The 26,316-nt window shown below is 40.5% G+C and carries 24 protein-coding genes and 1 riboswitch; of the genes, 13 read left to right on the top strand and 11 right to left on the bottom strand.

Features of this window, described 5'->3' with window-relative positions; all coding sequences use genetic code 11:
- Window positions 1-329: 329 nt before the first annotated feature.
- On the top strand, window positions 330-1,499 hold the full coding sequence (gene yhbH / locus AC2YHV_RS13985) for a sporulation protein YhbH (protein WP_057275627.1): 1,170 nt from the start codon (window positions 330-332) through the stop codon (window positions 1,497-1,499).
- A 563-nt stretch (window positions 1,500-2,062) separates the two neighbouring features.
- Here yhbH and AC2YHV_RS13980 read toward each other — a convergent pair.
- Together AC2YHV_RS13980 and AC2YHV_RS13975 are read right to left on the bottom strand one after the other, a co-directional pair.
- Window positions 2,063-3,289: a CynX/NimT family MFS transporter gene (locus AC2YHV_RS13980; RefSeq protein ID WP_034315150.1), complete on the bottom strand. Its 1,227-nt coding sequence runs from the start codon at window positions 3,287-3,289 to the stop codon at window positions 2,063-2,065.
- 14 nt (window positions 3,290-3,303) lie between these two features.
- The gene (locus AC2YHV_RS13975) at window positions 3,304-3,981 is read right to left on the bottom strand and encodes a FadR/GntR family transcriptional regulator (protein WP_328134989.1); all 678 of its coding nucleotides are present in this window, start codon (window positions 3,979-3,981) and stop codon (window positions 3,304-3,306) included.
- Between the two features lie 76 nt (window positions 3,982-4,057).
- Here AC2YHV_RS13975 and AC2YHV_RS13970 point away from each other — a divergent pair, with 76 nt between their 5' ends.
- Window positions 4,058-4,219 carry a hypothetical protein gene (locus tag AC2YHV_RS13970; protein ID WP_487373433.1) on the top strand — a complete coding sequence of 54 codons (162 nt, stop codon included), beginning with the start codon at window positions 4,058-4,060 and terminating at the stop codon, window positions 4,217-4,219.
- Window positions 4,220-4,226: 7 nt separating this feature from the next.
- Here the strand turns inward: AC2YHV_RS13970 and AC2YHV_RS13965 are convergent, their stop codons facing one another.
- The 6 genes from AC2YHV_RS13965 to galU all read right to left on the bottom strand — a co-directional run bounded on the left by AC2YHV_RS13965 (window position 4,227) and on the right by galU (window position 9,760).
- Window positions 4,227-4,643 (bottom strand): hypothetical protein, encoded by a 417-nt coding sequence (locus AC2YHV_RS13965; protein ID WP_487373432.1) that lies wholly within the window; start codon window positions 4,641-4,643, stop codon window positions 4,227-4,229.
- 173 nt (window positions 4,644-4,816) lie between these two features.
- Entirely contained in the window at window positions 4,817-6,148 is a 1,332-nt protein-coding gene (locus tag AC2YHV_RS13960; RefSeq protein WP_487373431.1) for an amino acid permease, read from the bottom strand.
- Between the two features lie 518 nt (window positions 6,149-6,666).
- Entirely contained in the window at window positions 6,667-6,837 is a 171-nt protein-coding gene (locus AC2YHV_RS13955; RefSeq protein ID WP_156404290.1) for a hypothetical protein, read from the bottom strand.
- Between the two features lie 72 nt (window positions 6,838-6,909).
- Window positions 6,910-8,304, bottom strand: coding sequence for a cytochrome P450 (locus AC2YHV_RS13950; RefSeq protein ID WP_487373430.1), 1,395 nt, complete (start codon window positions 8,302-8,304; stop codon window positions 6,910-6,912).
- 192 nt (window positions 8,305-8,496) lie between these two features.
- Complete coding sequence (locus AC2YHV_RS13945; RefSeq protein WP_156404291.1) at window positions 8,497-8,637, bottom strand: hypothetical protein; 141 nt, start codon at window positions 8,635-8,637, stop codon at window positions 8,497-8,499.
- 262 nt (window positions 8,638-8,899) lie between these two features.
- Window positions 8,900-9,760, bottom strand: coding sequence for a UTP--glucose-1-phosphate uridylyltransferase GalU (gene galU / locus AC2YHV_RS13940; RefSeq protein ID WP_487373429.1), 861 nt, complete (start codon window positions 9,758-9,760; stop codon window positions 8,900-8,902).
- Between the two features lie 162 nt (window positions 9,761-9,922).
- Here galU and AC2YHV_RS13935 point away from each other — a divergent pair, with 162 nt between their 5' ends.
- The 6 genes from AC2YHV_RS13935 (at window position 9,923) to AC2YHV_RS13910 (ending at window position 17,654) form a co-directional block, all read left to right on the top strand.
- Complete coding sequence (locus AC2YHV_RS13935) at window positions 9,923-11,593, top strand: DUF6044 family protein (protein ID WP_487373428.1); 1,671 nt, start codon at window positions 9,923-9,925, stop codon at window positions 11,591-11,593.
- 15 nt (window positions 11,594-11,608) lie between these two features.
- Window positions 11,609-12,631: a glycosyltransferase family 2 protein gene (locus tag AC2YHV_RS13930; protein WP_034315136.1), complete on the top strand. Its 1,023-nt coding sequence runs from the start codon at window positions 11,609-11,611 to the stop codon at window positions 12,629-12,631.
- Window positions 12,591-13,046 carry a GtrA family protein gene (locus AC2YHV_RS13925; protein ID WP_057275632.1) on the top strand — a complete coding sequence of 152 codons (456 nt, stop codon included), beginning with the start codon at window positions 12,591-12,593 and terminating at the stop codon, window positions 13,044-13,046. The genes AC2YHV_RS13930 and AC2YHV_RS13925 overlap by 41 nt, the downstream gene beginning before the upstream one ends.
- Window positions 13,047-13,397: 351 nt before the next feature.
- Window positions 13,398-13,544: riboswitch (cyclic di-AMP (ydaO/yuaA leader) on the top strand.
- 137 nt (window positions 13,545-13,681) lie between these two features.
- The gene (locus tag AC2YHV_RS13920; RefSeq protein ID WP_098864973.1) at window positions 13,682-15,508 is read left to right on the top strand and encodes an APC family permease; all 1,827 of its coding nucleotides are present in this window, start codon (window positions 13,682-13,684) and stop codon (window positions 15,506-15,508) included.
- Window positions 15,509-15,998: 490 nt separating this feature from the next.
- Entirely contained in the window at window positions 15,999-16,853 is an 855-nt protein-coding gene (locus AC2YHV_RS13915) for a RhaT/GlcU family sugar-proton symporter (RefSeq protein WP_034315121.1), read from the top strand.
- 15 nt (window positions 16,854-16,868) lie between these two features.
- Window positions 16,869-17,654 (top strand): glucose 1-dehydrogenase, encoded by a 786-nt coding sequence (locus AC2YHV_RS13910; protein ID WP_487373427.1) that lies wholly within the window; start codon window positions 16,869-16,871, stop codon window positions 17,652-17,654.
- A 77-nt stretch (window positions 17,655-17,731) separates the two neighbouring features.
- On the opposite strand, the gene AC2YHV_RS13905 is transcribed toward AC2YHV_RS13910, so the two are convergent.
- Together AC2YHV_RS13905 and AC2YHV_RS13900 are read right to left on the bottom strand one after the other, a co-directional pair.
- Window positions 17,732-18,277 carry an NADPH-dependent FMN reductase gene (locus AC2YHV_RS13905; RefSeq protein ID WP_057275635.1) on the bottom strand — a complete coding sequence of 182 codons (546 nt, stop codon included), beginning with the start codon at window positions 18,275-18,277 and terminating at the stop codon, window positions 17,732-17,734.
- Between the two features lie 107 nt (window positions 18,278-18,384).
- Complete coding sequence (locus AC2YHV_RS13900; protein ID WP_487373426.1) at window positions 18,385-19,353, bottom strand: bile acid:sodium symporter family protein; 969 nt, start codon at window positions 19,351-19,353, stop codon at window positions 18,385-18,387.
- A 319-nt stretch (window positions 19,354-19,672) separates the two neighbouring features.
- Here AC2YHV_RS13900 and AC2YHV_RS13895 point away from each other — a divergent pair, with 319 nt between their 5' ends.
- The 4 genes from AC2YHV_RS13895 (at window position 19,673) to cobT (ending at window position 22,886) form a co-directional block, all read left to right on the top strand.
- Window positions 19,673-20,089 carry an RrF2 family transcriptional regulator gene (locus AC2YHV_RS13895; RefSeq protein WP_057275636.1) on the top strand — a complete coding sequence of 139 codons (417 nt, stop codon included), beginning with the start codon at window positions 19,673-19,675 and terminating at the stop codon, window positions 20,087-20,089.
- 114 nt (window positions 20,090-20,203) lie between these two features.
- On the top strand, window positions 20,204-20,911 hold the full coding sequence (locus tag AC2YHV_RS13890) for a nitroreductase family protein (protein WP_487373425.1): 708 nt from the start codon (window positions 20,204-20,206) through the stop codon (window positions 20,909-20,911).
- Between the two features lie 262 nt (window positions 20,912-21,173).
- The gene (lepB, locus tag AC2YHV_RS13885; protein WP_034315582.1) at window positions 21,174-21,710 is read left to right on the top strand and encodes a signal peptidase I; all 537 of its coding nucleotides are present in this window, start codon (window positions 21,174-21,176) and stop codon (window positions 21,708-21,710) included.
- Between the two features lie 129 nt (window positions 21,711-21,839).
- Window positions 21,840-22,886 carry a nicotinate-nucleotide--dimethylbenzimidazole phosphoribosyltransferase gene (gene cobT / locus AC2YHV_RS13880; protein WP_098864976.1) on the top strand — a complete coding sequence of 349 codons (1,047 nt, stop codon included), beginning with the start codon at window positions 21,840-21,842 and terminating at the stop codon, window positions 22,884-22,886.
- 86 nt (window positions 22,887-22,972) lie between these two features.
- Here the strand turns inward: cobT and AC2YHV_RS13875 are convergent, their stop codons facing one another.
- A complete protein-coding gene (locus AC2YHV_RS13875; RefSeq protein ID WP_054397515.1) occupies window positions 22,973-24,376 on the bottom strand; it encodes a sigma-54 interaction domain-containing protein in 1,404 nt (467 codons plus the stop codon).
- 264 nt (window positions 24,377-24,640) lie between these two features.
- Here AC2YHV_RS13875 and AC2YHV_RS13870 point away from each other — a divergent pair, with 264 nt between their 5' ends.
- Complete coding sequence (locus AC2YHV_RS13870) at window positions 24,641-26,314, top strand: alpha-keto acid decarboxylase family protein (RefSeq protein ID WP_487373424.1); 1,674 nt, start codon at window positions 24,641-24,643, stop codon at window positions 26,312-26,314.
- Window positions 26,315-26,316 lie beyond the last annotated feature (2 nt).

Below are 26,316 nucleotides of genomic sequence, written 5' to 3'. Positions count from 1 at the left end.
AGCGATCCTATTACGAATGAATGAAAAAACGAACAGACCTGAAAATCATCAGGTCTGTTCGTTTTGTTATATTCCTTATTTAGAAATAACCTTAAAGGGCTTTAACGCCCCTGTCAGGACTTGTCTAGTTCATGGGCAAACATCCATTATTAATTTTGTTGTAAATTATCCTGCGTCGCTGCATAAGATAGAGTAATACTTTTCTTTTCATCCGTTTTTTCGCACTGTATTTTTCAATGGAAAACCGGAATGATGTGGGCATTCCCACACTAACTTATTATATGAAGGAATGATGAAAAGCGTGCAAACATTTTTAAGGGGGGAAGAGAATGTCGGAAGAGAATAATCAACAGTATGTAATCTCACAGGAAAATTGGACCCTCCATCGGAAAGGCTATGATGATCAACAACGTCATCAGGAAAAGGTGCAGGAAGCGATCAAGAATAATTTGCCTGATCTAATTTCAGAAGAAAGCATCGTAATGTCCAATGGCCGGGATGTCATCAAGATCCCCATTCGCTCCTTGGATGAATACAAAATTCGTTATAACTATGATAAGAACAAACATGTAGGGCAAGGCGATGGAGACAGTAAAGTGGGGGATGTAGTCGCAAGGGATGGCTCACCGTCCGATGCCGGAGCCGGTAAGGGTCAAGGTGCAGGTGACAAGGCCGGCGAGGATTATTATGAAGCCGAAGTGTCGATGATGGAATTGGAGGAGGCCCTGTTCAGTCAACTGGAACTCCCTAATCTTCAGAAGAAAGAACATGCGGAGCACACTCTCGAACATATTGAATTCAACGACATCCGCAAGACAGGCCTGATGGGAAATATCGATAAAAAGAAAACGATGATATCCGCTTTCAAACGGAACGCCTTAAGGGGGCACCCCGGTTTTCACCCTATTTATAAGGAAGACTTTAAATTCAAAACCTGGAATGAGGTTCAGAAACCTGATTCCAAAGCAGTTGTACTGGCAATGATGGATACTTCCGGAAGTATGGGGTTATGGGAAAAATATATGGCTCGAAGCTTTTTCTTTTGGATGAACCGTTTCTTGCGGACAAAATATGAAACCGTGGAAATCGAGTTCATTGCCCATCATACAGAAGCGAAAGTCGTTCCGGAAGAGGATTTCTTTTCAAAAGGGGAAAGCGGCGGTACGATTTGTTCGTCCGTATACCGAAAAGCATTAGAACTTATTGATCATAAATATGACCCTGCGAAGTTTAATATCTATCCGTTTCACTTTTCCGATGGTGATAACCTAACATCCGATAACGTCCGATGCGTTAAGCTTGTTGAAGAACTCATGAAGGTTTCCAATATGTTCGGATACGGGGAAGTCAATCAATACAATCGCCATTCGACATTGATGACAGCTTATAAGAACATCGATAATGAAAAATTCAGGTACTATATCCTTAAGCAAAAGGCTGATGTTTTCCATGCAATGAAGAGCTTTTTTAAAGATGAGGAAAGTAAGAAGTATGCTTAAAATAGGAAGAGTGGAGAGTAATTTTTTTTCAATTCAATATAGTTGAAGGTAAAAAGGCGTGCGGTTCACATCGGACGCCCTTTTCGGAATATTCGGTTTTATTTCGCGTTAAGGAAATACACAAAGGCCATTGCTCAACATTAAGCAATGGCTTTTTCGCATGCACATCATTCGGATATTGAGCGAGGATCCAAAGAATGTAAATGAGTTATCGGAATCACTTTGTACTTTAACCAATGATAATGAACCATAATATGCAGAAACCTCCTCTAAGCCTAGGTCATTTCTTTTTCTCCAAATGGAGAAGGTGAAACTTTCTTATCTGACAGAGTTTGAGGTTGATAATTTTTACTAAAGATAAGGGAGCCGCGAAATGACCGAAATGAGAAGCGAGAACGCCATATATTCCTTCTCTATTTAAACCAAAGACCACTCTCTACTTATTCGAAATTAAAATCACGGAATAGGAACCTGTCGTACCGCTATCAGTGGCTGGTATGTAAATGGTCCCGGTACAATACCGGGGCCATTGCCGTTTAGAACCTTTTATACCTTTACTGGCTTTATTGAGTCGTTACATATTCATTATTTCCTGCACGCATTCCAACAATGAAAATAAGTGCCGATATAGCGGCCAACATCAGTAAGGGAAGAGTCCAGCTGTGTGTAATGTCATGAAGCAATCCGAATAATACCGGTCCAATGGCAGCTAAAAGGTACCCGAATGATTGTGCCATTCCTGATAATTCCGTCGCTTCATGGGTGCTTTGTGTTCGAAGACTAAAGAACATCATCGATAAACTGAATATGGTTCCGACTCCAATCCCAATCAATATCATGCATACTGGGATGAAGAGAGTGCTTCCGGATAATATTCCGAATATCCCTGATATAAGGAAGATGACAGGCGGGACCACTAACAGACGCTGACTTTGTAAGCGCCCTGCTAAAATTGGCACAAGGAATGTTATGGGAATGACTGCAAGCTGCATGATGGAAAGCATCCAGCCAGCTTCATCAGCATTCAGGCCTTTTTGCTCCAGGATTTCAGGCATCCAGGTAATTACTGTATAGAAAATAAACGATTGCAAACCCATGAAAAATGTAATTTGCCAGGCTAAACCAGAACGCCATAAGTTAATCTTTTTATCCTTTTGCGCCGTTTGTACATCCTTACCTGAGTTGAATGGCCGTCTTAATTGCGGCATCCATAAGAAAACTGTAATAAGTGATAAAATCCCCCAACATCCAAGGGCACCAGCCCATCCCAATCCGGATGAAGAAGCAAGGGGAATGCTGATCCCAGAACCTATTGCGCCGCATAAATTCATGGAAACAGCATAAGTTCCTGTCATCAAACCGATGTTCCTGGCAAAGTTATGTTTAATCAGACTGGGTAACAAAACATTGCCTATTGCAATGGCTAACCCGATTAAAATGGTCCCTATGAACAATGTCGGCACTCCGCCAACTGAGCGTATCCCAATTCCGATCGTTAATAATACCAAGGAAAGGAAAAGTGTGAGCTCCATTCCAAAACGCCGTGCTATCCTAGGTGCAAACGGTGATAATAAAGCGAAGGAAAGCAAAGGCAATGTCGTTAATGAACCTGATAATGTATTGGAAATCCCCAAGTTATCACGGATCGAAGTGACAAGGGGTCCAACCGATGTTAAGGGAGCCCTCAGATTTGCCCCTAGAAGAATAATTCCGATGATGAGCAGTCCTAATCTGGGTTTAATATCCACTTTTCTTTGTTCTAGTTGATTTGCCGCTTGATGAATGCCCATAATCTCCTCCTTACTTACTCTAAAGATTTTTTGAATTGTGCAATGTATTCATTCACTGTTTCGATTGCCCGGTTCACATCTTGTTCGATGATGGCATCCACAAGTTTGCAATGAATGTTCAAATGAAAGTTCACATCAGAACTCATCACCACTATCTGATGGATGGATTCATGCAGGGAGTGTTCCATATGTTCGTACAAATCAATCAATAAATCATTATGTGATGAAACCATAATCGATTTATGTAACTGTATATCCGCTTCTTCGTAGGCCTTGATATCCTTTGCTTCGGCAGCTCTACTGCAGGCTGATATATGAAACTGCAATTGTTCTATATCTTCTTGATTACGTCTTAATGCCGCCAACTGGGCTCCTTCTCTTTCAAGGGCATGACGGACCTCTAACGTTTCTAATATACTTGACTGCTGGATCCTTCTTTCAAATGCTGCCCCCAAGGCACTTGATGACCTTACGAATGTCCCCTTTCCTTGTTTCGTTACTAAAAGCCCTGCATAAACAAGTGATCGTACAGCTTCCCTTAATGTATTTCTGCTTACATCGAACTGTTGGATCAAATCCATTTCAGGGGGAATTTGATTTCCTATTTTCCATTCACCTGATTCGATTAACGATTCGATTTGGGAAACCACCTGCTCTACAAGTGATAAGCGATTTGTTTTAGATATGGTCAAGATACACACCTCAAATTTGTAGGATGATTGGTTCATTGGTTATTTTAACATATGTATGTTGAAAATGGGTATATTCTTGAAAAAATTGCAGTTGATTTCAGAAATGCGCTCCATTTCCGCCGACTGTCTGCCAAGCCGCATCCAAGCAAGCGCCTGCGGGGTCTCGGCTAGCCAGTTATTCGGCAGGAGTGTCGCAAATTTCTCCAATAAGGATTACAGGAAAAAGCATGAAGGATAAATTAATCTTAAACATGCTTCGGGATGAGACTAACTCTCAGTTTTTCTTTGAAAAAATTGCAGTTGATTTCAGAAATGCGCTCCATTTCCGCCGACTGTCTGCCAAGCCGCATCCAAGCAAGCGCCTGCGGGGTCTCGGCCAGCCAGTTCGGCAGGAGTGTCGCAAATTTCTTCAATCCAATAAGGATTACAGGAAAAAGCATGAAGGATAAACTCATCTTAAACATGCTTCGGGATGAGACCAACCTCAGTTTTTCTTTGAAAAAATTGCAGTTGATTTCAGAAATCCGTTTCCTTTCCATCGTCGGTGTTAGAGTATTCCGATTCTCCTTTATTATTAGTTTGTAGACAAAAGATGTTATTTCTTTTAAAACAAAGTTGATTGGAGCGGGTGTTCGAGACTCCTGCGGTAAAAGCGAGTCCATGGAGACCCCACAGGCGCAAAAGCGCCGAGGGCGGACCGCCTGCGGAGCGAGTTTCTTGAGTGGAAATCGACGTCCAATTTGTACTGACACTAAAAAGACTGAAGGCAAACCCGATTTTCATCGAGTTTGCCTTCAGTCTGAAATCCCTAATAAAATTCAGGGGGATAATATTTCTATTTTTTTTGTTTGACAATAAATGAGAGAAGGATGAATATCACTAACGTGACAAGACATACTGTAGTCCCGATGATGTTTTGCTTATTAAAGAGAAATGCCAAAAAGATAATGCTTAAAGCCGTGATGGCTAATATAGTTGTATATGGATACCATTTTACCCGGAATCCTGGTTTGCCAGTGTATTGCTTACGCAGTTTCAATTGCGCGGAACAAATACTGATCCACAATAATAAAACCGTGAATCCAGGAATGGCCATAAGGTAGCTTAAAATCAGGTCGGGATACAAATAGGATAAAAACACACCAGCCAATATGCATAATGTAGTTAAAAATATACCATTAAGCGGAATACCCTTTTTCGTTGTTTTTAAAAATGCCTTGGGCGCTTCCCCGTTCTGGGAAAGAGTGAACAGTGTTCTTGAGGTAGCGTATATACCTGAATTTGCAGCTGATAAGACAGCGGTTAACAGAACGAAATTCATGATATCGGCGGCTCCGGGAAGACCAGATAAGCCGAAAACCTGAACGAAAGGACTTACTTCGGTGCTTACTTGATTCCAAGGTATTACTCCGCAAATGATAAGTATCGGCAAGACATAGAAAAGAATCACCCGCCATACTGTTCCTTTTATGATTTTTGGTATGACTCGCTGACTATCTTTTGTTTCCGTGACGGCTACACCAATTAATTCTGCACCCCCATATGAAAACATGACCACTAAAAGTGCACTTAACATTCCGTCAATTCCTTTGGGAAAAAAACCGCCATGTTCCGTGTAATTTGAAAATGAAGCCGAACTAGGAAAGAGTCCTAGCATGATCAAAGCTCCTAAAATGATAAAAGCAATTAAGGTTATTATTTTAATTCCTGCGAACCAAAATTCGAGTTCTCCATAGTATTTTACTTGAAACAAATTAATTCCTATTATTACTGAAGCGCAAAGTATGCTTAACAGCCATAATGGTACTGTAGGAAACCAATATTGTAGAAAACTGCCGGCTGCAACTATTTCTACAATGATTACGATAATCCAATTGAACCAATAGAGCCATCCGACAATGAAGGATAGTTGAAACCCAAAAGCTATATTAATGAGATGTTGGACGTTCATATTAGGAAAAGCGGTTGCCATCTCCCCTAGTGCGGCCATTACAATGAATAACAATAGCCCCCCTATTAAATAGGCTATTACAACACTTGGGCCTGCCATATTTAATGTATCGGAACTCCCCTTAAAAATCCCCGTTCCTATCATTCCGGCTAAAGCAATGAACTGGACATGCCTCGGCAATAGGCCCTTTTTTAGATCTTGATGAGTCTTCTCCATTATATTCATGCCTTTCTTTCACAATTTTAATAAAATAGCCTATCAGTAAAACTTGAAAGTTTCTTCTACAATTGAACGCTTTCACGTACTAAAGTACTATATTAATATATCATGAATGGGAAAAAAGTCAATTTAGGCCGGTGAAGGGGAATGGATTTCCAACCGGCGAAAAAGGTTATCTGAAAATATTGGATTTTATGAAATGAATCAAAGCAAAAAACTGCTAGGTGATTTTTTAGGGATGAATTAACAATTCTTCATTCTTTAAAATACATATTGAAAAGAGAGAAATATAATCCTGTTTAATTGCATTATTACTGTCATTTGTTTCGTAGTAAATAAGTTGATGGAACCAGTTTCTGTCCTTAATAGTCGAAGTCGCTTAGTTTTCCTATCAGGTTTGTCGCAGCCAGCATTTGGGGGCTGCGGGGGCCAGGGTTATGGAACATACTGCAGAATTACAAAAAACCGACCTTTCAAGGTCGGTTTTTCTTTAATAATAGGTACGAAGCGGGAAACTATCCGTTCCCATTTGAAAAGGGGAGCGGCGCCTGTAGGTACTCGGTTTCTTGTTTCGGTTCAATTTCGCTTAAAAATTGCAGATAACCGGTATATACCTGTGAGGCCATTCCTAAATAGTGCAATTCAGTGTGGATGATTCCCTTTCGTGGTGAATGGAGCAAATACATTTTTTCATCCCTCCTTTCTAAAAGGGTAGGCCAGTTAGTACAATGATATTTATTAGGAAAAATCCCCTTTTACTAAAAATTGGATGCACCAGGTTCAAAGGCTTCTGCAGCTCTTTCTTCTAACACCATGCGCAGTCCATTCTTGGGTCTGAGTGTAAGGGAGGGAAGGGGAGTTACTTCATGATGGTCAGGTGCAAGCTTTATCCTATATCGCTTTGCAATGCAGGCCAGGACAAACACCGCTTCCATCATGGCAAAGTGATTGCCAATACAAACCCGCGGCCCTACGCCAAATGGAATGTAAGCGAACGCAGGCAGGCTTTTCATAAAGTTATTTTCAAATCGATCAGGGATAAATGATTCCGGTTGATCAAAATACTCTGGATTATGCTGCATCACATAAGAGCTTATTAGTATCATATCGCCTTTTTTAAAGCGATATCCTCCTATTGTGACATCCTCCGTCACATCACGGGATAAGATATACAGTGGCGGGTAAAAACGAAGTGTTTCATGAATGATATTTTGAGTGTATTGTAATTTCATGAAATCTTCAGGCTTGGGTGTCCGTTGACCGATTATGCTATTGACTTCATTAAAAAGCTTGTCTTGAATTTCCGGATGCTTCGAAATTGCATACAGTGCCCAGGAAAGAGCATTTGTTGTCGTTTCATGACCGGCAAGAAAAATAGTCATTAATTCATCACGGACCTGATGGCTTGTCATGCCTAACCCGTCGTCGGCATCACGGGCGTCCAATAAGATCCCTAGCATGTCTTCATGTTTTACTGTGTCGTTCTTCCGTTTTTCAATAATGCCGTAAATCACTTTATCAAGCCTTTGTATCGCCTTTTTATATTCACGGTTGATTTTAGTCGGTACCCATAATTGCATACGGAAAATCTTTCTCATCCTTTTGACTGTTATTCTCAATGCAGTTTCCAGAGGTTTCCCAACGATTTCATATCCATCCTTGAATTCCATGCTGAACATGGTCTTGCTGATTATCCCGAGAGTGATGTCCATCATATCCTTCGTTATAATCCGTTCATCATCATGTTGCCAAATTGATATATAATCCATTGTGATATCAATCATATCCTTGGCATATTGGCTAATATGAGTCTTTTTGAAAGAGGGTTGGATAAGCCTTCTCTGTCGCATATGAAAGTCTTTTTCGCTTGTAAGCAGACCTTCACCGATAAGCGGTTTTAAAAGATTGAAGTCCTTGGATTTGACGAAAGATTGTTGTTTTGTTACAAGTATTTGTTTGATTAGATCAGGGTTTAAAACGTGATAAACAGTTTGGAATGGTCCTAAACGGAATTTAGCGACTTCCCCATATTCCTTGGACAATCGGGTCAGGAACCCAATCGGATCTGTTTGGAACTCTTTTGTATGTCCGGAAACCAGCCTTCCTTTTGGAACCATTTGAGAAGTGCGGAAGACATCATCAGCGTGGCTCAATGAAGTTTTTCCCCTTTCTTTAAAATACTTACATGTAATCATTGTATGAGGATAAGCTAAATTGGTTTGGACAAGTCGTTAAAGTAAGGGCTGATAATTCTATTGAAGAAATAAAGTTACAGCGAAAAAACCCTGGATGAATATAGCCAGAGTTTTTCATGAGAGCTTTAGATTAATGAAGGGGGATTCAATTCAACTTCTTTCATCATCGCCCCTATGTTGGAAACGATCATTTTTTTCATTGATGGGCCCGCCAAATTGTGCATTGATCTCCTTAACCACTTTTTCTAAAAATTCATCAGATATTATTGGATTATTTGCTTTATTGTGCATGTGTTTCTCTACAATCCTTTCTGGATATCGTGTGTTTGGAACAATCATGAAGGATATGTTATCAACATAACCTCACTTATAGAAAACTATTCTTTCTCTGTTCAACTTTTTCTGCTGTAACATTTTACGGAAGCATAAACAGTTATATTTTACTTAGAGGATTATGGTAAGTGGATCATTTTACAACCAAAGGGGTCAATCCGATGTGGAAATGGCCCAATCACCTCTTTTTGGTAATTGGGCATGGTCTATATTAACTTCATTAAGGAAACAACTGCCTTAAATATTTTATTAGCTGATCACGAAGTTCAGGTCGTTTCATGGCGAAATCTATTGAAGCTTGAAGGAAGCCGAATTTATCGCCGACGTCATAACGGTTTCCCTCGATGATATACGAATATAATGGTTCCTTTTCTAACAAAAGGTCTAAAGCTTCGGTAAGCTGGATCTCCCCCTTACGATCAGGCTGTACGTTTTCAAGGATTTCAAAAATCGTAGGTGATAAAATATATCGGCCAATTATCGCCTGTGTTGATGGTGCATCCTCCACTTTTGGCTTTTCCACCAAGTTTCTTACCAGAAATAAATCCTCATATCGTTCTTGGAAGTTTACGATCCCATACTTGGAGACATCGGCTGGTGATACTTCCTTACATCCGATAATGCTCGCTCGAACCTTGTTATACCGTTCCATTAACTGCTTCAAGGCTGGAACCTGGCTATCCACGATATCATCCCCTAACAGGACGGCAAAAGGTTCGTCTCCGATAAAAGTTTTGGCACATAAAACTGCATGACCCAGACCTAAAGGTTCCTTTTGCCTTACATAGTGGATATCGACCATGTTGGAAATGTTCTCCACGATCTTAAGCAGATCATTTTGACCTTTCATTTGCAGAAGCATTTCAAGCTCAATCGATTTATCGAAATGATCTTCGATGGCACGTTTGTTTTTACCCGTAACGATGATAATATCCGTAATCCCTGATTGTACCGCTTCTTCGATAATATATTGAATGGTCGGCTTATCGACAATCGGCAGCATTTCCTTTGGTTGAGCTTTCGTAGCAGGCAAAAATCGTGTTCCTAAACCGGCTGCTGGAATCACCGCTTTCCTTATCATAGCCCAGCCCCTTTTTAAGGTTCTTTTATATGCTTATTGCATTTTATGTGGTCATTGGTTGACCTATATCAAAATAGGTTAAAATAAATCCCTTAAAAAGAATAGATTTACCTCCGAAGCCAAATATTATGGATAGATGAATTTAATCAAGAGGTGGATATTTTGCCAATTGAAAATAAAGAGAGAAAACAAATCCTTTTTGCCTTACTCGTCATTGTTTTATATCTTTCGCCCTTAATCATCCTTGGAGAAAATGCGCATATTCGCGTACATGATAATTTGGATTCTAACCTTGCCTGGTATAAAGTCCTTTCAGAAAGCGGTGAGTTATACGGTGCAATTGACGCCAGAATTCCTCAGATTATGAATGGGCTGCCCCGTAATGCTTTTGGCAGTGAGTTCAGTATTATCGTGTGGCTTCATGCTCTTTTTCCGACAATGGTCGCATATGCAATAAGCCAGGCATTAACAAGGTTTATTGCATTCTTTGGTATGTATATCTTATTGAAGGAACATTTGGTTACAGGAAGACAATTAGGTTGGATTAGGGTTGGAACATCCTTAGCCTTTGCCCTTACCCCATTTTGGCCATCGGGAATGCTCAGTACACTTGGGATGCCTTTAGCCCTTTGGGCTTTTTTGAATATCCGCAGCAAGGATCATTCTTGGAAGAATTATTTGGTCCTTACACTTTTACCGCTTTATTCAAGCATCGTGCTTGGCTTTTTCTTTTTCCTTGTTGCAATGGGCTTTCTTTGGCTAACGGATGTAATCAGGGGAAAAGGATGGAATATAACGTTTCTTCTTTCAATCGTTTATATGACCGTCATTTTTGGTTTGGTGGAGTATCGTTTGGTCGCTTCATTCATTTTTGATTCGGAGCCAAACAGCAGAGATGAATATTTTCACGCAAGGCTGCCGCTCGATTGGGTCATTAAGCTTACTTTCAAAAATTTCGTTCTTGGACATACGCATGTCATGACTGTACATGCGCTTATCATCCTGCCGATTACAGTCTTTGCTCTTTATATTATTCTGACAAAAAAATTGTGGAGACAGGAAAAGGTATATGTTTTTTTATTCGGCTTGAATTTCATGCTCTCAGCGTGGTACGCATTTTGGTTTTATAAAGGCTGGCTTCCTTTAACGGAAAGGTTCCACACACTGGATACTTTTAACTTTGCCAGATTTCACTTTTTAAGGCCGATGATCATTTACTTGGGGTTTGCCCTTGCGATAAAAATCATTTGGGAATACAGCGACTATGCTAAGAAAACCCTTTCTATTTTCATCGCCGTTCAAATACTGATTTTAATCGGTTTCAATGAGGAAATCACTCACAATGAAAAGCCAACTTTTAAAGAGTTCTATTCAGAAAGCCTTTTTCAGGAAATAAAAGATCATATTGACCGTCCACAAGAAGAATATCGTGTTGCCAGCATTGGGCTGCATCCCGCAATCGCTCAATATAATGGATTTTACACGCTCGATAGCTATAACAATTTTTATCCGCTTTCTTACAAACATCAATTTCGTCAAATAATTGAAAACGAATTGGCTAAGAATAAAAACATCAGAATCTATTTTGATGAATGGGGAGGACGTTGTTACCTATTTACCGATGAGCTTGGGAAGCATTATATGTTCAAGAAAGGCTCGAAGAAAGAGCTGAAAAATTTGGACCTCAACATGGATGCGTTTAAAGGATTAGGCGGAACGTATATATTTTCTGCCATCCCAATCAACAACGCGAAGGAAAACGGATTGGTGCTGGATAGGGTTTTCACTAAAAAAGGAAGCGTATGGAAAATTCATTTATACAGAGTCATGTGAAAAGGGGGGAATAGAATGAATTCACCGATTGTAACGATTGTTGTACCTTGTTATAACGAAGAAAGCGTTTTGCAGGAAACCATTTCCCAGCTTTGTGGATTGATGAGGGGGTTGGTCGATGAAAACGTTGTTTCCGGTCAAAGTAAAATTTTGTTTGTCGATGATGGGAGCAAGGATCAAACTTGGAAGATCATTTACAAAGAAACGATTAATAATGAATATGTTCGCGGGCTAAAGCTTTCCCGGAATGCTGGACATCAAAATGCACTTCTGGCTGGGTTGTTTACAGCCAAGGAAGCCTCAGATTGTGTGATTTCCATTGATGCAGATTTACAGGATGATATTCAAGTCATCCCGGAATTCATTCGTAAATTCAATGAAGGATGTGAAATCGTATATGGTGTCCGCCAGAAAAGAGACCTTGATTCATTCTTTAAACGAACATCTGCAACAGGTTTTTATAAATTGATGAACAAGATGGGGGTTAACCTTGTCTATAATCATGCCGATTTCCGGCTAATGAGCAAGAGGGCGATCATGGAGTTGGAACGCTTTGATGAAACGAATCTTTTTTTACGGGGGATTGTCCCGCTCATTGGGTTTAAGACGGACTCTGTTTATTATGACCGTAAAGAAAGATTGGCCGGGGAAACGAAATATCCATTTAAGAAGATGGTTGCTTTTGCACTTGATGGCATTACTTCCTTTTCAGTTACACCGATCCGGCTTGTATTATGGCTAGGATGTCTTTCCTTTTTCATTAGCTTACTCTTTGGGTCTTACTTTTTATGGTTGAAATTTTATGGGCAGACCGAAACTGGCTGGACCTCATTGATCACCTCCATATGGTTGATCGGTGGACTACAGTTGATTGCTGTAGGGTTGATTGGGGAGTATATCGGAAAAATCTATAATGAATCCAAACGCCGGCCTAAATATATTGTTGATCTTGATCTATTTAATCCGCTCGATTTAAAAAAACGGGAGCAACTAGACAATGAACGGAACAGTATTGAAAAACTATCTAAAACAAACTAACTCCTTTATCCGCTTTTTATTGGTTGGAATAGTCAATACAGCGGTTGGACTTTCCATCATGCTTTTTCTCATGAATGCTCTTGAATTATCTTACTGGATCTCCACCTTTATCGGCAATGGTACGGGAGCTGTAACGAGTTTTCTTTTGAACAGGACTTTTACCTTTAAAAGCGATATAGAATGGCGGCGAGGAGTTGCCCGTTTCTTTTGCGTCATCCTGATTTGTTATTCCGCCGCTTATTCTATAGGCCAAGCCATTGCAGAATCACTGGAAGGAACCGTTCATTTATCCATACAACAAAATTTGGCTGTTCTGATAGGAACAATCTTTTATACAGTGCTTAACTATCTTGGCCAGAAATACTTTGTCTTTAAAAAAAGCAATTTGAGGCCAATTCAAGAAGGAAGGAACTAATTGGCGTAGATCAGTGGAATAATGCCCCCGAATGGACGGGAATTAAAAATGGAATCGGAAAGCGAAATTCTGATTTTATGACTATCCAAGCTGGGGCAGATCTGTTTTACTTAATCCACCACGTTACTTCATTTTTCCTTTTGGGGAATCTATCTTTTGTTCATTGTCTTCTTGAATATCCTCCTTTCAGACGTTTACTTTCCTTCTTTCCTACCATCGAATCATGTGTTTGCATGACTTTTGTTATATAAGTCAAGAATAAAACCTCGCTTATAAATAATAATTCTATTTCTGTGCAAAATTTTCATTTACTTTTCCATTTCACGGGAGTATGATAATCAACAGTTTCATATTTCTAAATCGCTTAAGCCTTATGGTGCGGGGGACCCGTTATTGGGATTGTCTTTAACAATCCAAGGGGTGAATCCTTTAAAAGGTAGGGCTACTCTTAGGTCCGAATCCGTCAGCTAACCTCGTAAGCGTTATATGAGAAGGAAGGTGGAGCTTGTTAGACAAAAAAATTGATGTCTACAGGTCTATTTAGCTATGACTTGTAGGCATTTTTGTGTTTCGTCTCGTTTTTTTGCGACAGCTGGGAAATATAAACTTATAAATTACATGGTGGTGAATTCTTGATGTTATCTTCTATAAAGAGGTTCTTGATCGGGAGACCTTTAAAATCAAATGCACTTGGTGAACAAAAGCTTAATAAAACAAAGGCGTTGGCGATATTATCTTCAGATGCATTGTCTTCGGTTGCATATGGGCCGGAGCAAATATTGATTGTCCTGATCACGGTCGGTGCTGCGGCATTCTGGTATTCAATCCCTATCGCGATTGGAGTATTGATCCTGTTAACCGCTTTGATTTTGTCCTACAGACAAATCATTTTCGCTTATCCACATGGCGGGGGAGCCTATGTGGTTTCAAAAAACAATTTAGGTGTCAATCCAGGGTTGATAGCTGGAGGATCCTTATTGGTCGATTATATATTAACTGTCGCGGTAAGTGTTTCCGCTGGTACGGATGCCATCACGTCCGCTTTTCCCGGCCTGCATGATTATAATGTCCTCATAGCCATTATTTTCGTCATCCTACTTACTATCTTGAACCTTAGGGGGGTTACGGAATCGGCATCTGTCTTGGCCTATCCGGTGTACCTATTCGTTTTAGCCTTGTTCATCTTGATTGGGGTTGGAATTTACAAAATTCTGACGGGAGGAGTCTCACCGGAATTGCATGCGTCAATCGGGACTCCGGTAGCCGGCATCAGTTTATTTATACTGCTAAGAGCATTTGCATCAGGAAGCTCCGCATTGACAGGAGTCGAAGCGATTTCCAATGCAATCCCGAACTTTAAAGATCCAGCACCGAATAATGCTGCGAAAACATTAATAGCGATGGGTTCCTTACTAGCTGTTTTGTTTTCGGGAATCGTATATTTAGCCTATTATTTAAGCATTGTTCCTAGCGCAGAGGTAACGGTCGTCTCCCAGATTGCTGAAGAGATCTTTGGACGGAATTTCATGTATTTCTTCATTCAAGGTACAACTGCATTGATCTTGATACTTGCGGCAAATACTGGATATTCGGCTTTCCCTTTGCTTGCGGTAAATCTGGCGAAGGATAAATTCATACCAAGGGCGTTTACGATCAGAGGGGACCGTTTAGGGTATTCCAATGGAATTATCATACTTGGACTTGCATCCATCATCTTGATAGTCGCAGTTGAAGGACATACGGAAAATCTCATTCCGCTTTATGCGGTTGGTGTATTCATCCCATTTACGTTATCCCAGACCGGGATGATTGTTAAATGGATTCGCGAAAAGCCAAAAGGCTGGATGATGAAATTAACCATTAATTCAATTGGTGCCATAATTAGCTTTATCGTCACGATGATATTCTTTTTAACCAAATTTATTCAGGTTTGGCCTGTTTTGATTTTTTTACCTATCATCATTTTAATTTTTCATCGAATCAGAAAGCATTATGAAGCAGTTGGAGACCAACTAAGGATTACAACATGTGAGCCGATCTTACCAATCGAAGGAAATATCATCATTGTACCTGTTGCGGGTATAACTCATGTGGTTGAGAACTCTTTAAATTATGCAAAATCTCTATCTGCACATCAGGTCATTGCCGTTTATGTCGCTTTTGAAAGAGAAGATGAAAAGAAATTCGAAGAAAAATGGAAGAAGTGGCAACCAGATGTTAGACTTGTGACTCTAAACTCTTATTACAGGAGTATCATACAGCCACTAACTAAATTTGTGGACACAGTAGAACATAAGGCTAGTGAATCCAACTATAAAGTTACGGTGATCATCCCCCAATTCATTCCGAAGAAGGGCTGGCACAATATACTTCATAACCAATCAAGTTTACTGATTAAGGCCTACTTGCTTTATAGAAGAAATGTGGTTGTTACGACAGTGCCCTATCATTTGAAGAAGTAAGTTCCATTAACTAAGAAAAGAAGCAGACCTACATAAGGTTTGCTTTTTTTCTTATCTTTATAAAAAATTCAGCAATAACTTACGCTTCCGATATGTGAGTATGAACATTCATTACTCACAGTAACTATGAAGCCCGTACAATAAAAAGGATTTGCAGTAAGATGTGGGGATACTTCCTCTTTTAAAGCTTTAATTAATGTTAATATAAAACCTTCTCCATCATCATTATCCGATTGACTGCTGTTTGGGAAAGTTATTATTTCAAAGTCGCTGATGATTCGGAAATGGACATGCGACATCATCAACGGTGGATAGCATCAATCAGTATCATTAAAAAGGGCTGCTTCTGCAGCTCTTTTTGTGTTGAACAATTCTTTTAGGGAAACACTTCATAAAATTACCAAGGGTCAATTCAAATAATGCGAACATATTAAGAAGACAAAATGAAATTTCCTGCTTAGTTTTGTACTTACATATATGGGGGTTGAAAATGGATATACTATTAGCTCTCTTGCCGGCATTATTCTGGGGAAGCATCGTTTTATTTAATGTGAAACTCGGGGGTGGACCCTATAGTCAAACACTAGGTACAACGATTGGAGCCTTGATTTTTTCAATTGGTGTTTATATTTTTGCCGATATTAAGCTGTCACTTTTGGTGTTTGGTGTCGGAGTCGTATCTGGATTGTTTTGGGCCGTTGGACAAGCTAATCAGCTTAAGAGCATTGATTTAATGGGAGTTTCTAAAACAATGCCGATTTCAACAGGATTGCAGCTCATTTCAACCACTTTATTCGGGGTCATAGTTTTTAACGAATGGTCTACAATGAAGGCGATTATTTTAGGCGTATTGGCATTGATCTTCATTATTATAGGAATCATCTTGACCTCCTTGGAAGATAAAGAATCGAAAGAGGGCAAGTCGGGAAACTTGAAGAAAGGAATTGTTATTCTCCTCATCTCGACATTCGGTTATTTGGTTTATGTGGTCGTGGCCCGTCTTTTTGATGTTGACGGGTGGTCAGCGTTGTTCCCTCAAGCGATTGGGATGGTAATAGGCGGTCTGTTATTGACTTTTAAGCATAAACCGTTTAACAAATATACGATTCGTAATATCATTCCGGGATTGATATGGGCTGCAGGGAACATGTTTTTATTCATTTCCCAGCCACGTGTGGGAGTGGCCACTAGTTTTTCACTTTCGCAGATGGGCATAGTCATCTCAACCCTTGGCGGGATCTTCATTTTACGTGAAAAGAAAACGAAGCGCCAACTAATTGGAATTGTAATTGGGATTATCTTGATCATCATAGCTGGGATTATGCTGGGATTGGCAAAAAGTTAATTGGAGGGTGATTACATGTATACAGATTTAGAAGGTAAGGTAGTTGTTATTACCGGATCATCCACTGGTTTAGGAAAAGCGATGGCCATTCGCTTTGCTAAGGAAAAGGCAAAGGTCGTGGTTAATTATCGCACTAAATCAGAGGAAGCGGATAGTGTAATGGAAGAAATCAAAACAAATGGCGGGGAAGCCATTGCAGTAAAAGGCGATGTCACCGTTGAAGAAGATGTTATTAACCTTGTTCAATCAGCGATAAAGAACTTCGGGAAACTCGACATATTCATCAATAATGCAGGGATTGAAAATCCGGTTCCATCTCACGAGATGCCGTTAAGCGACTGGAATAGGGTAATCAATACTAACTTAACCGGGAATTTCTTAGGATGCCGCGAAGCTATCAAGTATTTTGTCGAGAACGATATTAAAGGGAATGTTATTAACATGTCCAGTGTACATGAGATGATTCCCTGGCCTTTATTCGTTCACTATGCAGCTAGCAAGGGCGGGGTGAAGCTGCTTACGGAAACCCTGGCTCTTGAATATGCACCAAAAGGGATCCGCGTGAACAGCATTGGTCCCGGAGCCATTGCCACGCCAATAAATGTCGACAAGCTTGAAGACCCCGAAAAGAAAAAGGACCTTGAAAGCATGATTCCGATGGGTTATATCGGAAAGCCTGAAGAAATTGCCGCGGTTGCTGCATGGCTGGCATCTTCAGAATCCAGTTATGTAACGGGCATCACTCTATTCGCTGACGGAGGAATGACAAAATACCCTGCATTCCAAGCGGGAAGAGGATGAAATGAGTTTAATTCCTCTTTTATGATGCAACAAGAATCCCAGCAGGATCATTCCTGCTGGGATACTTGTGTAAAGCATTAACGAGTATGATGATTATACCAGCTAATGAAATTATCGACGACCGTATCGATAAACTGGACAGTTGACTCATGTGTAAGCCTGCCTTCGTTATCGATTTTGTCATGCACTGCACCAACATATACTTCATTCCCAGGAAGGAGTGGGGAGGAGATGCCTATTGCGAATAAGATTTCACGCAAATGCAATTGAGCTTTTACCGTCCCTAATTGCCCCATTGACGCACCCATGATCCATGATGGTTTGCCGATCAAGACTTTATCGACACGTGATAACCAATCAATTGCATTGCCCAATACACCTGGAATCGTCCCGTTGTATTCAGGTGTTACCCACAAGACTGCATCTGCTTCGGCCACTTTGCTTTTAAATTCTTTTACAACCAATGGAGGATCATTTTCAATATCTTGATCATAAAAAGGTAAATCCCGAATGTTCAAGATTTCGAGATCAAAACGATCTTGATATTTAGTTTGAATATATTTGGCTAGCTTAAGGTTGTATGACTCTTTACGGATACTTCCCACTATGGCAACAACTTTCATCTCCAATACCCCCAATGATTTTATAATGGATAATCATGTAAATATGTTCCACTTCCCTATTATAATTGGAATGTAATTGAAAGGGAAAAAGGATGCTTGGGAAATAATCATTCGGCGGATGGCTCTTCAATCACATCACGATGAAAATGTCTTTCCATGACATACCCAAAAAAGGAGGCAAGCATTTGTTGAAACAGCATGCCAAGTACAACGGGTACCGCAACGGCAGCAGGGAAATAGGTGGTTGCAAGAACGGCTCCAGCACTGATGTTTCGCATACCGCCTGTAAATGTCAAGGTGATGATATCCGCCTTTTCCCATCTTAAACATGCACCGACCATCCAAGAAAGGGCATAACCTGAAGCGGCTATGAACAAAACCAATAAGGCCATGATCATTATTTTCTTATCGAAATGGGTTAAGAAAGGCGCTATTTTTGAACTGTTCAATATGACTACGATTCCAACGCTTATCTTGGAGAATGGAGCTAATCGGGGAGATAGTGAATATTGTATCTTTCCTTTTGTAGCCTGATTCAAGAACATGGCAAGCATGGAGGGCAGAACGACCATTCCGATTAATCCTTTCACTATCGACCCCAAATCCATTTCGATCGAACCGCCTCCTAAAAAGGAAATGCTGTAAGGGACGATGAATGGCGAGAGTAGGGTGTCGATTAAGATGATGGTTAGGGCAAGTATGGCATTACCCTTATAAATGGATACCCAGATCATACTGGTGACACCGGTTGGAATCACTACTGCGAGGACTAGGCCGGTAATTGTGAAAGCATCACCATGAAACACTAAATGACCGAGGCCAAAAGCCCAAATTGGCATAAGCATATGAAGGATGATCAATACGATGAAAACGGGTAAAGGGTGGGTGACTGCCTGTTGCACAGATTTAAAGTTAGAGCCTAAACTCCCGGAAAATGTAATGAAGGCAAATATCCATGGAACAAGAAAGGTGTAATCCATTAGATGTTCGGACAATAATACCCCAATAATCACGCTTATCGGCGTGATGAGAGGCATGACTTTATCGAGTTGTTCATTTATTGTTTTAAGCATCATTCATCCACTTCCTCATCCATTCTATTAAGTAAGTTTACCATATTCCAAAACATATAATTTGTAAGACAAGAATTTTGTCAATTTATTTTTGAAGATGGTGAAATGCATTTAATGTAAGACTATATAAAATAGGCCAAGTGGGATGCTAATATATCCATTCTTTTTGTGTTCTCCATTACTTTCGCTGCTATGAAACAAAAAGGGCTGCAAGCTTTCCCTGATGGATGGTTTTATAAGGAGGTTTTTAGGCAGGATTGTTCGATGTAACGTTGTATATTCAATGAAAAATAGTTTAAAGTAGAGGAGAGAGGTGAAAGAAATGGCAGAAAAGGTTTCCAGTATAATGTGGTTTAGTCTTGCAGTACAAGCCCTGCTTGTTCTTGCTGATCATGATGGATTATGCAATAGTAATAAATTGGCCGTTAAGCTTGATTCGGAGTCAGGTTTTCTTAGAAAAATATTAAGTAATTTAGTGAAGGCAGGGCTGATTCAAGCGAAGGAAGGAAGAGATGGGGGATATTCACTTGCCAAAAATCCCGAACAAATCATTCTTGCAGATATATACTCTGCAATTAAATCCGAACCTTTTTCAAAAGGCTTTCTTGATGTGAATGCTAAAAAATGCTTTCAACCATCTTCCCGCGAAGCTTTATGCGGCTTGAAAAACGAGATGGAGAGCTGGATTATACAAGGCTTGGAACAAAAGACGATTGCTGATTTACTTTCAAAATCTTGATTTGAAAAACGAAACTGCCAGGGTTTCGTTTTTCTTAAACTGTATTTGACAAAAGAACAGTATGCGTTATATACTGTTCCTGTAATAATTACAGTTAAATGGAGGTCATTATCAATGACAAAAAATATAATGAGTAAAGAAGAGTACCTGAATAAAGCTAAAGAATTGAATGTACCGCTTGAAAAGCCGAAAGTCCTTAATGATACGGATTTCATTACGGTAGCAAAAGAACGGAGATCTGTTCGTCAGTACGATGCTGAATACGTGATGACTGAAGAGGAAATTCGTGAAATCTTGGAGATTGCGATTCAAGCGCCGTCTTCTTCCAACTTACAGCCATGGAGATTCCTTGTGATTCAAGATAAGCAAACCCAACAAGAATTGCTACCCATCGCAAATAACCAACAACAAATCGTCGATGCATCTGCTGTCATTGCCGTTTTAGCTGATATAGAAGGTTACAAAAGTGCAGAACGGATTTATGGTGAATTAGTCAATAAAGGGATCATGAAGAATGAAATCAAAGAGCCATATGTAGCCTCTATTCTGCATAATTACGGAAACTTTTCCGCTGAGAAGGCTTTAAGCGTAGCCATGATTGACGGTGGCTTGGTTTCCATGCAGATCATGTTGGCTGCAAAAGCAAAAGGATACGATACAGTCCCAATGGGAGGGTTCGATGAAGCCAAATTTGTGGATGCGTTCAATGTACCGGAAAACTTCAAACCTGTCATGTTGATTTCCCTTGGAAAAGGAACTAAAGCAGGCTTTGAAAAAGTCCGTTTGCCACTCGATGATATATTGACTTGGAATAAATTCTGAGGAACAAACTAAGAAAAAGGATAGCTAAAATCGCTATCCTTTTTCTCATGGTTTGAGATTGACTCTGAAAAATCATTTATTCTCGCGAGCAATAAATGAATGTGTTACAATTTTTCCAGATATTTCTTTGGAATGTTTCCTCTAAAAATCACCGACCGGCAAATTAAGCTAATGAATTCTTTTTGGCGCTGCTAGCCAAAATACAGCAATTATCGTGGGTTTAGCCGTTGACAATGGATGGGAGGGAGTCCGTGTGAAGAATATGAAAAGTGAAGTGTTTTCGTGGTTGAAAGCTATCTTATTCGCTTTAATGATCGTGTTCATTTGCCAACAGTTTTTATTTACGCCAGTCACGGTAAAAGGTGAATCAATGGAGCCGACTTATGAAAATGATGACCGGATCGTGGTAGCTAAAATCGGAAAGCCGGAGCGTTTCGATATGGTCGTATTTTATGCTCCGGACGCGGAAGAGAATTATATAAAAAGGGTGATCGGTTTACCAGGGGACAGCGTCGAAATGAAAGATGATGTCTTATATATCAATGGGAAAAAGTATACAGAACCATATTTGAATACAAAAAAAGGAGAAATTCCACCTGAAGAGAATCTGACGGAGAATTTCACCCTAAGTGATTTACTCGGGAAATCCAAGGTACCTGTCGGTCATTTGTTTGTCATGGGGGATAATCGAAGGAATAGTTGGGATGGAAGAAGATTTGGTTTTATTTCTGAAAAATCACTTGTGGGCAAGGTGAAATTTCGCATCTACCCTTTAAATGAAATGGGAGTGCCGAAGTGAAACGACCACAGTGAATATAAGTGAAAGTTTGGATGATAATGATATGGACTAAGTTGTATTTATAGCAGATGATGGATAAGAACCTTTTCCTATGGTTAAGGTTTTTATTTTGGATTGTGGGGGATTAATATGAAGAATGGTTTATCTGCCATTTCCATCCCGATGCTGGATGAAGAAATGGGACGTCAGGTTAAAGGACATGTCGATTCGCTGACGGTTCCTCAGGGAAGCTTAGGACGGCTGGAAGAATGGATAATTGAACTGGCCAAGATGACAGGGGAGGCATTTCCGGACATTTCGAAACCGGGGGTGATCGTGTTTGCAGCCGACCATGGAATTACGGAAGAAGGCATTTCCGCGTATCCAAAAGAAGTGACGGAACAAATGGCACTTAATTTCCTGAATGACGGTGCTGCCATCAATGTATTAAGCCGTGCGATAGATGCTTACTTGGACATTGTCGATATAGGGATCGATGCAGATATCGAAGCACCGGGGTTAACTTCCAGAAAAGTCCGTAATGGAACTAGAAACTTTTATAAGGAAGAGGCTATGACAAAGGAAGAAGTAAATCAAGCGCTTGACATTGGGTATGACCGTGCAGAGAAAATGATTGCCCGTGGGGTGAACTGCCTGATTCTTGGTGAAATGGGAATCGGAAATACGACATCCAGTACCGCAATCATCTCCATCATAAGCGGGAAAAGCGTCGAATCACTAGTGGGGCAGGGAACAGGATTGAAGTCAGAAGGCATTTTACATAAGCGAAGAATAATTGAAGAAGCGATTTCATTAAGAAATCCTAATCCTGATGATCCAATCAACATTTTGATGAATATCGGTGGATTCGAAATTGCAGGTATGGCAGGGGCCATGCTTGCTGCAGCGAATAACCGTATACCCATTCTTGTTGATGGTTTCATTACAACAACGGCTGCTGTTTTGGCAAACCTGATTTCCGGACGTGCAGCCGATTATATGTTTGTTGGACATCGATCTGCAGAACCTGGTCATAGAGCGGCCATAGAACTGCTTGGCAAGGAACCGATCCTCGACCTGGGAATGAGAATCGGGGAAGGAACAGGGGCTGCCCTATCATACCCCATTCTCAAGGCGGCGACATTGGTCATTAAAGAAATGGCAACATTTGAATCTGCGGGCGTGTCAAATAAGTAAGAAAAAGGAGACCTCGATAACGCTGGTCTCCTTTTTATACAGGTGAAAAATTGGATACTGCATTGAAACATTCTTCTATTCCGCTGTTATTTAATAGGCAGATGATCTTTATATTTCTTCATTTTCCTGACGACGGAAGGCTGGCTGATACCTAAGAATTTAGCCATTTCATATGTGGACTTGCATTGTTTACTCGCTTTCATCAACATCCATTTTTCGACTTGTTCGAGAGCAGTATTGAGATCACTATCATCAACCATCATATTGTCGATCATTAGGGTATCATCTATTTTCTCCAAAGATTCTTGTCCATGGAAATGGGAGGGGAGAAAGCCTGGGAAAATGATGGAGTCTTCCGAGGTCAAAATGAGCCGTTCAATCAGGTTTTCCAATTCACGCACGTTTCCTGACCATTTATGCTGAATCAGTATTTCGTAAGTGGAAGGGTGCAATTTCTTATCCGACTTGTATTTCTTATTGATGATTTCGAGATTATGATTGATTAAGATGGCAATGTCTTCTTTTCTTTCTCGTAACGGCGGTATTTGGATGGGAATCACATTTAAGCGATAATACAAATCGAGCCTGAATGTTCCCTTCTCCACCATTTCCTCAAGGTTTTGATTGGTTGCCGTCACAAGCCGGAAATCAATTTTATGCTCTTTTTTTCCTCCCACTCTTTTAAAGGTCTTCTCTTGCAGGACATTTAATAACTTCACTTGCATATCGAGGGGAAGCTCCCCGATTTCATCCAGAAATAAGGTTCCGTTATCTGCTTGTTCGATCAGCCCTTGCTTCCCCTGCTTCTGCGCTCCGGTGAAGGATCCCGCTTCATATCCAAACATTTCGGATTCAAAGAGACTTTCTGGGATGGTACTGCAGTTGACTTCGATGAATGGCTCTTTGCTGCGGTAACTCTGATTGTGCAGCCGGCGGGCGAATACGCTCTTTCCCACACCGGATTCCCCAAGTAGCATGACTGTCGCATCCGTTTTGGAAACACGGTGTATCGTTTTGGCGATTTGCCGCATTTCCTTGCTGCGATAGATCAACTCCTCCTGTTCCCTTAGTTCCTCGACCTCCGATTGGTATTCTTGAATCTTTTTCTCCAATTGACCGTACTGATCCTGGAGGTTCCTGATTTCAGTTTGATCTTGGGCATAGCTGACGACACGAATCAATTCACCATCATCATCAAAGATGGGATAGGCAGTCGACATGACGATTTTTCCCGTCTTCGTTTGCTGCATGATCTGGATAGGCGTTTTCTCTTTCAATACCATGGCGGAAATCGAAGGTGAAAGGATTCCTTCCGTTTCGAGCTGGTAAACGGATTTTCCAAGGTAATGTTCTGGTTCGATTCCATATATCCACCAATGGTTAGGATTCGTGAATAAAATGAATCCTTTTTCATCGGTCACGGTAATATTATTATTGGATGTGTTGATAATGCATTCCAAAACTCTTTTGACGTTGTTATCACTCATCATTTTCCCCCTTATCACTGTGCCGGTGATTCAAATATAAATCAAAAACAGAAGCGAAATCAAGAATTTTCAGATATTTCGATTTGGAATTGAATCATTTTTTATAAGAATCATGCCTGAGATAGTCTCACTCACTTCATTCATCAAGCTAAAACTAGAGTAATAGAGACGCCACCCACATTAAAGCAAATGGATACTTATACGGTTAACCTACTTATGTTTGGGTATAAATAAAGTAGAGAGTAATCGATTGAAGGAGTGATTGACTTGGCTGAAAACACAACCTTGGGACAATATTTATACGACTGCTTAAAAGCAGAAGGCATTACAGAGATTTTTGGTGTGCCTGGAGACTATAATTTCTCATTGCTAGATACTTTGGAAGATTACGATGGGATTGAGTTTATTAATGGACGAAATGAACTCAATGCTGGTTACGCAGCGGACGCATATGCCCGGGTGAAGGGCATGTCGGCACTGATAACCACCTTTGGTGTCGGTGAAATGAGCGCATGTAATGCAATCGCTGGAGCGTACAGTGAAAATGTGCCGCTCATCCATATTGTCGGCTCGCCAAAGACCATGATGCAGCAGGAAAAGGAGCTTGCCCACCATACGTTAATGGATGGAGATTTTGATGTTTTCCGTAAGGTTTATGAACATATTACCGGTTATACAGCAATACTTACACCAGAAAACGCGGCTAGGGAGATACCGGCTGCAATCAAAATCGCGAAAGAAAAGAAAAAGCCCGTTTATTTGGTAGTGGCTATCGATCTCGTTGAAAAACCATTGCTTTCTCTCGGTAAGACATCAGAAAACATGACAAAAACGAATGTCGATGCTTTGCAGTCAGCAGTGAAGCATATAAAAGGCATGTTAGAACATGTAAATAAAGCCGTTCTGCTTGTCGACGTGAAAACACTTCGTTATAACTTGCAGAAACCTGTACTGCAGCTCGCTGAGAGGTTAAATGTTCCAGTTGCTTCATTGATGCAGGGGAAAAGCGGGTTTGATGAGAGTCATCCCCAGTATATTGGTGTATACGGCGGAGCTTTCGGAAGTAAGGATGTAACTGAGACTGTTGAAGAAGCGGATTTGATCATAGCCGTTGGTACTGTTTGGTCAGACGTCAATACTTCCAAAGGTACAGCAAAGCTAAACCCGTTGAAAATGGTGGAAATTCAACCTGACACATTAAAAGTGGGGGAAGCCAGCTATATGAATGTCAAGGCGGAGGAAATACTAAAAGCGCTCCAGGACATTGGCTACCGTCAGAACGAATCTGTCGGAAACATCTCGTTTCCGTTTGACACAATGGTGGAAGACCCATCTGCACCACTGAAAGCGACTTCCTATTATCCTCGAATTCAGCGAATGTTGAAGGAAAATGACATTGTGGTCACGGAAACAGGAACCTTCTCTTATGGCATGTCACAGGTCAGATTGCCGAAAGGGGCGACCTACATAGCCCAGGGAGGCTGGCAAAGCATTGGTTATGCGACGCCTGCAGCTTTCGGTGCTTGTATAGCGGATAGAAACCGGCGTGTCCTTTTGTTTACCGGGGACGGATCGATACAGCTGACAGCACAGGAAATAAGCTCGATGCTAGAGAACGGCTGTAAGCCCATCGTGTTTATCCTCAACAATAACGGCTATACGATAGAAAAATTCTTAAACGTAAAAGTCGATATAGAAAAACAGAAATACAACGAGATACCAGAGTGGAATTATACAAAACTGGCTGAAGCATTTGGTCAAGAGGCATTCACAGCAAGAGTCGAGACGAATGGTGAACTGGATGAAGCCATTACAAATGCCCAAGATATGAACGCCGATAAACTTTGCCTTATAGAACTGGTCGTGAAAGATCAGATGGATGCACCGGATTATTTGAAAAAAATAAGGCAGTACCTTGAAGAGCAAGAGAAACTAAAGTAATT

Source organism: Peribacillus sp. SRI_006 (assembly GCF_057586375.1).
This window is presented reverse-complemented; position numbering and strand designations above follow the sequence as displayed.